General features: G+C 63.6%; 1 pseudogene. It reads right to left on the reverse strand.

Features of this window, described 5'->3' with window-relative positions:
* Positions 1–36 precede the first annotated feature (36 nt).
* Positions 37–363: pseudogene (locus tag BVI061214_RS00395) on the reverse strand (ABC transporter substrate-binding protein); the annotation flags it as partial.

Raw genomic sequence — 363 nt, forward strand, 5'->3', positions numbered from 1 at the left:
AGGAAATGGCTTAGGTAGCAACTTGGGTTAAAGAGAAGGAATAGAGGTGAGCTTCCCCCGGATGGTGTTGTTCTGAACGATACGGGGGAAGAACTCCCGGAGCTCGGCCTCAGTGAAGTACTGCTTCAGGTCCAGGGCGTGGGGGGCCAAGATGCCCAGCCAGATGACATCGATCATGTAGACGTCCACGTCCGGGCTCCTGGCCGCCCAGTACTGCTGGTAGAGGGCCAGGCGGTCGTTGGTGTCGGCGGGGGAGTCAATGTACTCCACCTGGATCCCCGTCCTCCTGCCCCAGGCCTCCACCATCTCCTTCATCCAGCGGCCGCCCTCGCCCACGGCGGGGGGGTCCCCCCCCCCCCCGGT

It is taken from the genome of Thermus aquaticus (assembly GCF_001280255.1).
GTDB classification, from domain to species: Bacteria; Deinococcota; Deinococci; order Deinococcales; family Thermaceae; genus Thermus; species Thermus aquaticus.